This window comes from Klebsiella sp. GG_Kp173 (genome assembly GCF_040062415.1).
In the GTDB taxonomy this organism is placed as follows: domain Bacteria; phylum Pseudomonadota; class Gammaproteobacteria; order Enterobacterales; family Enterobacteriaceae; genus Klebsiella; species Klebsiella quasipneumoniae.
Window position 1 is genome coordinate 1 of the sequence record NZ_JBEAFZ010000044.1, and the last position, 8,316, is coordinate 8,316.

8 protein-coding genes are annotated in these 8,316 nt (G+C 48.8%); 3 read left to right on the plus strand and 5 right to left on the minus strand.

The genetic code is table 11. The annotated features are described in order from the left end of the window. Positions 1–91: 91 nt before the first annotated feature. Positions 92–520 (minus strand): BMP family ABC transporter substrate-binding protein, encoded by a 429-nt coding sequence (locus tag ABLU50_RS15730; RefSeq protein ID WP_204787295.1) that lies wholly within the window; start codon positions 518–520, stop codon positions 92–94. A gap of 1,335 nt (positions 521–1,855) precedes the next feature. On the opposite strand from ABLU50_RS15730, the gene ABLU50_RS15735 reads away from it, so the two are divergent. Beyond that, positions 1,856–2,170: a hypothetical protein gene (locus tag ABLU50_RS15735; protein ID WP_042919293.1), complete on the plus strand. Its 315-nt coding sequence runs from the start codon at positions 1,856–1,858 to the stop codon at positions 2,168–2,170. Between the two features lie 242 nt (positions 2,171–2,412). Here ABLU50_RS15735 and ABLU50_RS15740 read toward each other — a convergent pair whose 3' ends face one another. Further along, positions 2,413–2,895: a hypothetical protein gene (locus tag ABLU50_RS15740; RefSeq protein WP_171996278.1), complete on the minus strand. Its 483-nt coding sequence runs from the start codon at positions 2,893–2,895 to the stop codon at positions 2,413–2,415. 898 nt (positions 2,896–3,793) lie between these two features. Next, positions 3,794–4,914 (minus strand): IS3-like element ISKpn34 family transposase gene (locus ABLU50_RS15745; protein ID WP_085956072.1). Its coding sequence is split into 2 segments (ribosomal slippage): positions 3,794–4,656 and positions 4,656–4,914, totalling 1,122 coding nucleotides; the frame shifts between segments, so codons are not numbered across the junction. A gap of 426 nt (positions 4,915–5,340) precedes the next feature. Between ABLU50_RS15745 and ABLU50_RS15750 the strand changes: the two genes are divergently transcribed. Further along, complete coding sequence (locus ABLU50_RS15750; RefSeq protein WP_004186900.1) at positions 5,341–6,225, plus strand: RepB family plasmid replication initiator protein; 885 nt, start codon at positions 5,341–5,343, stop codon at positions 6,223–6,225. Between the two features lie 160 nt (positions 6,226–6,385). Next, entirely contained in the window at positions 6,386–6,790 is a 405-nt protein-coding gene (locus tag ABLU50_RS15755) for a hypothetical protein (RefSeq protein WP_348864836.1), read from the plus strand. Between the two features lie 163 nt (positions 6,791–6,953). Here ABLU50_RS15755 and ABLU50_RS15760 read toward each other — a convergent pair whose 3' ends face one another. After that, on the minus strand, positions 6,954–8,021 hold the full coding sequence (locus tag ABLU50_RS15760) for a hypothetical protein (protein ID WP_071080975.1): 1,068 nt from the start codon (positions 8,019–8,021) through the stop codon (positions 6,954–6,956). 85 nt (positions 8,022–8,106) lie between these two features. After that, positions 8,107–8,316 carry an Hha/YmoA family nucleoid-associated regulatory protein gene (locus tag ABLU50_RS15765; RefSeq protein ID WP_080466028.1) on the minus strand — a complete coding sequence of 70 codons (210 nt, stop codon included), beginning with the start codon at positions 8,314–8,316 and terminating at the stop codon, positions 8,107–8,109.

Consider the following 8,316-nt stretch of genomic DNA (forward strand, 5'->3'; position numbering starts at 1 on the left):
GAGCGTACTGCCGGAGTGGCCCAGCAACAAAGTGGCCGAACTGCTGCCATGGAACATGGTTCTTACCGATAAATAACCGTCAATACGGCGCTCACTTAACGCTTACCTCTAAGCCGCGCAGACCGAGGTTAAGGATATGGTAATGAATATCAGCGCCTTGGGCGATGGCGGCGAGCGTCGCTTCATGGGCTTTAGAAACATCATCAAAATCACCGCTGTAACTCACCAGGTTCTCGACTTTCGGATTGATATAGTGAGCACCGTTGCCGAACTCTTTACCGGCATTAACGATCGAGGGAATCTCCATGCCGCCGACATAGCTGATTTTGTTGGTTTTGGTCATCATGGCGGCAGCGGCCCCGGCGACAAAAGCAATCTCAGCCTGCTTCACATCATAACCCGCTACGTTAGCGGGCATCGTCTGCCCCTGATTGCCACCCACGATAGAGAACTTCACCTTCGGAAAGCGTTTTGCCACTTTTAAAACTGCGGCTTGTGTTTGTCCCCCGACGCCAATCACCAGTTGGTTCTTGGTGGCCAGTCGCGGGTCTGGCTGGCCTACCGCAGGTGACTATTCCCTTAGAGAATGGTGCAGACAGGCCACTGGCCATCTCTGTTATCGGTGCCCAGGGCAGCGATCGACAGTTGATTGCCTGGGCGCGCGACTTTTTTGCCTGATCTCCTCTATACAAATACCAACGGGGCTTAGATTATCTCAGTCTATGCCCTGTTTCAGATGGAACAAGGCGTAGTTTAGATAGAAGGCTACCCGTTATCCTGAAAGCGGATGATAGTAACGTACGCGCTGGTGTGTTAACCATTTTTCTGACTATGCATCAAATTATTGGCGATGCAGATGATACCTGCCCTGCCCTCTTCTTCATACCTTTTACAGTCGCTGTCTACAGCAAACTTTCGGTGACCAACAAAAATCCCCTAGACTTTGCCCATGCCCGCTCTCCCCCGGAATGTCGTCAATATCCACGGTATCAGGTCATGGCCGTAACGACCAGCAGCTCCGGGGGGAATAGTCCGGCCAGTACCGGCACCTTACACTGAATTGATGTCTACTGTATGCGATCAATTTGGGAAAACTGGCGATGGCCATTCTCTTGATTCTGATCGCCGGCAAGCGTCCCAGGTAGCAAAAGAGCGTTCGTAAGACAACATACCCTTAAGGGTCTTGACCTTTAACGTGCCCGACCCGGCCCCCGCCGCGCGGACGAAAAAAAGAGAAAAAATAAAAAAAAGAAAAAAAGAATATGCCGAAAATGTGCACAATCTGGACCCACGCAGAGCGTGGCGCTCCGGGGCAAAAGCTTTGCAGGACTATAAGGCATGTTGTCTTACGTTTTGAGTGTGATGGTCCGATCCCACCAGCTTTCATGAATTGTCCCGCCGGGTGGACTGCTATAAAGTGCATACCAGCACTGCATCCCCTGCCGGTGATGAAGAATAATTCCGTCCGGCGAGTATTGAGCAAGACCTTCACTACGTATTAAAACCTGGAACTCCGGGATGACGATGCCTGAGGTGATTTACCACCGGGAGTAAAAATTCGTTTATGGCGCCAGCAGCTGGTACCTGGCAGAGTTAAGTTCTTATCGCAAAGGATGATAAAAATGAGCCATGGCAAATGTGAGCCGACAAACATGAATGCCGCCGATTACAAGCTGTACGCGCGATTCGATGCTGGTGAAACGCTTGAAAGCGTTTTAGCCTCTCCACCGACCACGAAGCACAATAAAGTAACTTCTGAAGGAAACATCAGGACAGAACACAGAATGTGGATGGCGTGGAGAAAGAAGCATCCCAGACCACTCTGATTATCAGTGACGATTAATAAGGATAAAACATGCGAACGACAAGTATCACCCTGTGTCTGGTTTTGGCGAGTTTTGGTGTATCCGCTAAAATCCTTGCAGACCCAGACCTTACTTACCAGGCAAATAAAACGTGTGCTAAACGAGATGAACTGGAACTGAAAGTCCCTTTAGAAGCCAATAATCCCTACTCTCCCACATGGGGTTTGGACAAGGGCATGGTGCAGGCCACAATTGACGCACTGAAAGAAAATCCAGACATCGCCCCGACTGACTCTGTAGCCTGCCAACAGGCTGCAATAAAACAGTATCGGGCTGGGCAAAAACACTACAGTAAGCTCAGGTAGCTGCCGTGATGCCCACCAGCTGAAACCTGTGTGTGGTATAAAAACCCCGTAGCGCTGGTGCAAAACAGACCAGCGCATTCCAGTTCTCAATCCCCTTCTGTGAAGTAGGCCCCTGTCGCATTCAGACCTGAATAACCGTGCAAGGAAACATGTCAGTAAGCCATCTGGATACAAAAACTGGTGGTATAGCCACTTTAGCGTAATGCTAATGTATGCGTACATTAGCATTAAATTTATGTTATTTACCCTTCTCCCTTCCTGGATGCCTTAACCTGGGTCTGATAGTTGCGCTTTACCCGCTCAATTTCCGCCAGAGTTGCCGCCCAGTGCAGCCCTGCGGCGTGACGATATCTGGTTGCCATTTTTTCAACGGACTCCGGAGTGCTGTCATCGCTGCGGTGCTGCCGTCCCTTCACCCCGAAAATTTCCACTATAAGCCACTGGCTACCGGTTCTGCCGAACAAGGCCTGACACAGCCGCCTCACGGCAAGCGGCGTCAGATCCGGGTCGGGATCATACGCGATGGTGGCAAAAATAAAACGCAGCATCTCAGAGGTTTTGTAGCGTTTTACCGCTGCCGCCAGCCGGGCAGCTCTTTGCGGCGCTTCCCAGCGGTCGTCGCTGTAACCTGCCACTTCAGAGAGATAGTCCTTTTCGAGCTGTTTAGCCGTGTAGCAACGTCCCCCCAAAAACATCCGCATAGCTTCTTGCGTTTCAGCTCTCACGTATCTTTTCCCCAGCTAAAGCTAATGTACACATACATTAGCTTTAAGTGTCAGGTTAAACCAAAATCAGGAAACCGATCTGATTTTGTGCATGTGGCTGTCTCTTTTGAATTATAGCTCTTGCGTTCTGGTATACAGGTTACCCCTCTTTTCCCGCTGGTCTACTGTAGTCGACACAAAAGACAGGAACTGCGGTATGTCCTGATAATATTGTTTGAGTTTTAATCACGAAGCAGAGGGTATCGCATACAGTAGACACAACGCAGCCAGAATAACGCTCGATGTAAAATTTAGATCGTTGTCGCCTGCAGTAGACATTCCTGGTATCGACTCTGGTGCATCCAATACTGACCCGTTCCCGGATCATGGCAGAGCATCCAGTAGACACGGTATGGAAGGACGTCAGTCCTCACCTTTCCGTCTGTTTTGACTGTGTCGGAGACGACGGTTGCGGTTATTGTTGATGCCTTTGGCCGTCAGGTGAATACCTGTCAGTCAGGTAACTCTGTCGTTACATTTGATGCCCGAAAATCATAATTACCACATATTAATCCGGGCATTCCGGAAAATTGTGCCTGCCTGAAGAGTATCAAACGATACCTGTCTCCCCTCCTCTGAATTATCTGCTCAGTCGAGAACCTTGACGATCGGGTGATTCAGTTTCGGCAAATGGCAGCATGATAATGTCAGCCAACAGCGTGCTGGTGAATTTATTGTCGGGCCAGACGAATTCTGTTTGTCATTGCATACTGCATGCCGGGCAGAGGAGTGAACAACGATCGAACTGAAACAGTTGCAGCGTCGTATGGAGAAAGAATGGGTTGGTTTCAGGCGGTGCTTCGGTCGGTTTCAAACAGTGTCTGACCGACTGACCTGCCCCCAGAGTTAGATACAACCTTCAGTTAGTAATGTCGGTTGGTTTTTCTTCATATTTCCCGTTTCGCCAGCCCGCTGCAAATTCAGCCGGCGTCAGGTAATTCAGTGATGAATGTGGTCGACACTCGTTATAATCCAGTCGCCAGTCATTAATGATCTTCCTGGCGTGAACAATATCGCTGAACCAGTGCTCATTCAGGCATTCATCACGAAAGCGTCCGTTAAAACTCTCAATAAATCCGTTCTGCGTTGGCTTGCCGGGCTGGATAAGTCGCAGCTCCACACCATGCTCAAAAGCCCACTGATCGAGTGCGCGGCAGGTAAACTCCGGGCCCTGATCGGTTCTTATCGTAGCCGGATAGCCGCGAAACAGCGCAATGCTGTCCAGAATACGCGTGACCTGCACGCCTGAAATCCCGAAGGCAACAGTGACCGTCAGGCATTCCTTTGTGAAATCATCCACGCAGGTCAGGCACTTGATCCTGCGACCTGTGGCCAGTGCGTCCATGACGAAATCCATTGACCAGGTCAGATTGGGCGCCATCGGGCGGAGCAGCGGCAGACGTTCTGTTGCCAGCCCTTTACGACGTCGTCTGCGTTTTACACTCAGGCCATTAAGTTGATAGATGCGGTAAACCCGCTTGTGGTTAACGCAAAGACCTTCACGTCGCAGAAGCTGCCAGATACGCCGGTAACCAAAACGGCGGCGTTCAAGTGCCAGCTCTGTGATGCGTAGAGACAGCTGCGCGTCAGCAGCCGGACGCTGAGCCGAATATCGGCAGGTTGACAGGGACAGACCTGCCAGCCTGCAGGCACGACGTTGCGACAGACCCTTAGCCTCGCACATGACTTCCACGGCTTCCCGCTTCTGGTCTGTCGTCAGTACTTTCGCCCAAGAGCCACCTGAAGCGCCTCCTTATCCAGCATGGCTTCAGCAAGCAGCTTCTTGAGTCTGGCGTTCTCTTCCTCAAGCGACTTCAGGCGCTTAACCTCAGGCACCTCCATACCGCCATACTTCTTACGCCATGTGTAAAAGGTGGCGTCGGAAATGGCGTGCTTACGGCAGAGCTCACGGGCAGAAACGCCGGCTTCGGCCTCGCGGAGAATACATATGATCTGTTCGTCGGAAAAACGCTTCTTCATGGGGATGTCCTCATGTGGCTTATGAAGACATTACTAACATCACGGTGTATTAATCAACGGGGAGCAGGTCACGACTTCTGGTAAGTTTCTCCCTTGCTGTCTGGTGATTCTGTCTTGCCCGGATTGTTGACTATTGATGATGGTGTTTATCCACAGCTTAGAATAATAACGGAAGCTTAACTAAAGCTAAGAAAAGGACAAAAAAGACTAATAAAAGAATAACGTTTTAGTGAGGCCTTGAACTACGGGGCTCTCAGGCCATCTCTGTCAACGCTGGCGGGTATTCTATCATTGCTGGCGGGTGAACCATCATCGCCAGAGGGTATACCATCAACGCTAACGGGGCAATTATCATCGCCAGAGGGTAGATTTTATCAACGCCAGCGGGTAATCTGGTAAAAATATCCACATCTGGGATTTTATAAAATGGCCAATGATAACAATCAGTTAGCGCTAATTATCACTGAGCAAGATAAAAGTTCTGGTGAAGTTATACATTTGGTTCCTAACTCAAAACAGAGTATTCAACCTAAATCGCTACTGCGATTGGGGGTCTTTGTTCCGACAGTCAAGGATGGCAGCGACCCTATGGCACGAGGTCATGTCATCGATGCAACGACTGAGTTGTGTCGTCTTTCTTCTATCGCTGGAGAGGGGTACGAAAAGATTAGTATTTTTGGGCCCAGGCTTGATATGGATACGGATTTCAAAGTCTGGCTAGGGATCGTGGACACACTCGCCAACACGTTTCTTGAGCCTGATGGGACTGTTAGGGTCAATTTTATTGATTTTGCTTTCAGTTGTGGGCTTGCTACAAAACGAGTTGATTCAAGGTTAAGGAAACGTTTTAGCGACTCACTGACACGGATCCAGCACACCCATTTCCAGTTCATCAAAAACTCAACAGTAGAAGGGAAAAAAGTAAAGATCGACATGAGCCTGGTGTCTACTTCTTACTATGATGAGGGAACCGATGAGGTCATTATCAGGCCAAATCCGGATTTGAATACTCTGTATCGTGTCGACGGGAAGACCCGACTTTACTTAAAAATATTGAAGACCCTGTCTCGAAAAGAATCAGCCCAGGCACTGTATCTTTATCTAGTTGAATTACCTGACCATTTTTATCGCATTGGATTCGACCGCTTAAGAGAACGGTTGCAGCTGACTTCACACAAAGGTGCTCAGAATGCGACGATAAAAAAAGCGTTAGAGCAACTGGATGAAGCTGGTTTTTTAAAATACACGATAGAAAAAAATCGTGGGGATTATGTACTGGTCATTCTTAGTCGAAACAAAAAAGTTACCTGAGTTATTTAGGTAAAATCAGTCATTTACATTACACACTGACTCCAGAGTGTAGTTTCAAGAGTTCGGGTTTTTAGCTAACGCAGCAAACCGCACCAGGTAATTACCCTCCAGGGATGAGGCTTTACACCAGCAGCACCCTGTTTACCCGCCAGCGTTGAGGATGACCACCAGCAGCGACCACGCTTACCCGTCAGCGTTGAGGATGGTCACTGGTATCGCCCCTGTTTACCCGCCAGCGTTGACGGTGACCACCGACAGCGGCCACGCTTACCCGCCAGCGTTGAGGATGACTACCGGCAGCGGTCCCGTTTACCCGCCAGCGTTGACGGTGACCACCGACAGCGGCCACGCTTACCCGCCAGCGTTGAGGATGACTACCGGCAGCGGTCCCGTTTACCCGCCAGCGTTGAGGATAGCCACCGTCAGCGGCCACGTTTACCCGCCAGCGTTGAGGATAGCCACCGTCAGCGGCCACGCTTACCCGCCAGCGTTGAGGATAGCTACCGTCAGCGGATCCGTTTACCCGCCAGCGTTGAGAATGATTCCCCTCCACCGACCCCGTTAACACGCCAGCTCTGACACTACCAGCGACTACAGTCGACATTAAAATCGCCGTGACCTGCTGCAGCGTGATATACGCCCGGCTGGCATCAAAAGAATCTTAACCAAACAGCACACATCCAGCGGTACAGGAGGCCAGGTTTAACCCGGGGCAGAAACAGATTGATCTATAGCGACTTGTTAGGATCATTTAGCAAAAACCAATCCCGAAAGGCCTGCTTGCTATCGAAGGTGGGAAGGTTATGTATGGACAAGTTCCAGTTAATGATTTTCACTATAAAAGACAAAAATTCAATTTCAGCCTCATTCAGTACACCCTCTCCTTTTTTCCGTATATAGAAGTCATACCATCGTTCGTAGGCGGCAACATTGATAGATTCAGATGCTTCCAGAAGCCGGGGGATATAATAAACCAGTTCTTCAAAGGCAATACTGCCTTGAGGGATATCAGAACGGCTCAGGCGACAAAGAAGGTTAATCGTGGCTCGAAGGTGATGCCACTGCTGTGCCGGGGAGGATGGGAGGGCGTTCATGCTTATCGGAAGTTCATGAGGAATTAAAGCAAGGATCTGATTTCCACTGGTAGACAGCTCACGCCGGTACTGGTGTAAAGTATGGTGTTTAACCTTCTTCATCATAGGATGGTAGATCCATTTTTTCGCTTCCTCAGAAACGAAAAGTAACTTTTCTATCGCATCCATCATCTTTATGCCTTCCCCATTCTCACGATATGGAGCGATGATACTTTCAATCCGAACGGCATCGATCTCCACCAGCGCCAGCTGGTCTGTTTGCGCTAACAGGTCTGGATTGGGCTGGATATCCTTCGACGTATCATTAATAAATATCCCGATTGTCGTATCGTTACATATCCCTGTGAGGTCAGCATTAAGGCCACAAACAATCCCACCACCAGCGAGATTTTTGAGGTTAACTATCCCTTTCTCCTTACCCTGCAGAAGATGAGGGAGAGCAAGGTATTTTTTTTCCTGTATTTTCACCTTTATGTATTTTTTTATATGTTGTAGTGTGAGCTCACTACAAACCCCTTTTACTTCTGTGCTGTGGCTAAAATGCCATTTTTTATTTTGACCCTGCCTGGCAATCAGGGAGGTCCCACAGATGAGGCAGATACAGTTACACGAAAGCCCATTTTCAACGCTGGCGATATCAACAATTTTATTTGAATCCGTATCAAATCCAAACGGGATCCATTTTTGTGCATTACGTCGCATGTATATTCCTCGTTAAAAATGAGTAAAGGAATTCTACATCATCCGTTTTTATCAAACCTGGAATAACAGCGTCTAATTACATTATTCATATCTCATCTGGGATGAGATGCCACACGGAAGCAGGTATTTTGTCATAGTTTTTTTTCATGTAGATCTCAGCCCTGCGGTGATCATAAGCTCCGTTCAGGCTGGTTATCTTATTTATATCCCCACCTTCATCATTTAATTTATCCAGGATACGCGGCTTTGTTGAATAAATCGAACTTTTGCTGAGTTGAAGGATCAGATCACGCAT

What these genes read in the sequence shown, in the direction of transcription:
- ABLU50_RS15735 (WP_042919293.1), top strand. Translation starts at nt 1,856, where the DNA reads ATGCGAACGACAAGTATCACCCTGTGTCTGGTTTTGGCGAGTTTTGGT.
- ABLU50_RS15750 (WP_004186900.1), top strand. Translation starts at nt 5,341, where the DNA reads ATGGCCAATGATAACAATCAGTTAGCGCTAATTATCACTGAGCAAGAT.
- ABLU50_RS15755 (WP_348864836.1), top strand. Translation starts at nt 6,386, where the DNA reads ATGACCACCAGCAGCGACCACGCTTACCCGTCAGCGTTGAGGATGGTC.
- ABLU50_RS15760 (WP_071080975.1), bottom strand. Translation starts at nt 8,021, where the DNA reads ATGCGACGTAATGCACAAAAATGGATCCCGTTTGGATTTGATACGGAT.
- ABLU50_RS15765 (WP_080466028.1), bottom strand. Translation starts at nt 8,316, where the DNA reads ATGCGTGATCTGATCCTTCAACTCAGCAAAAGTTCGATTTATTCAACA.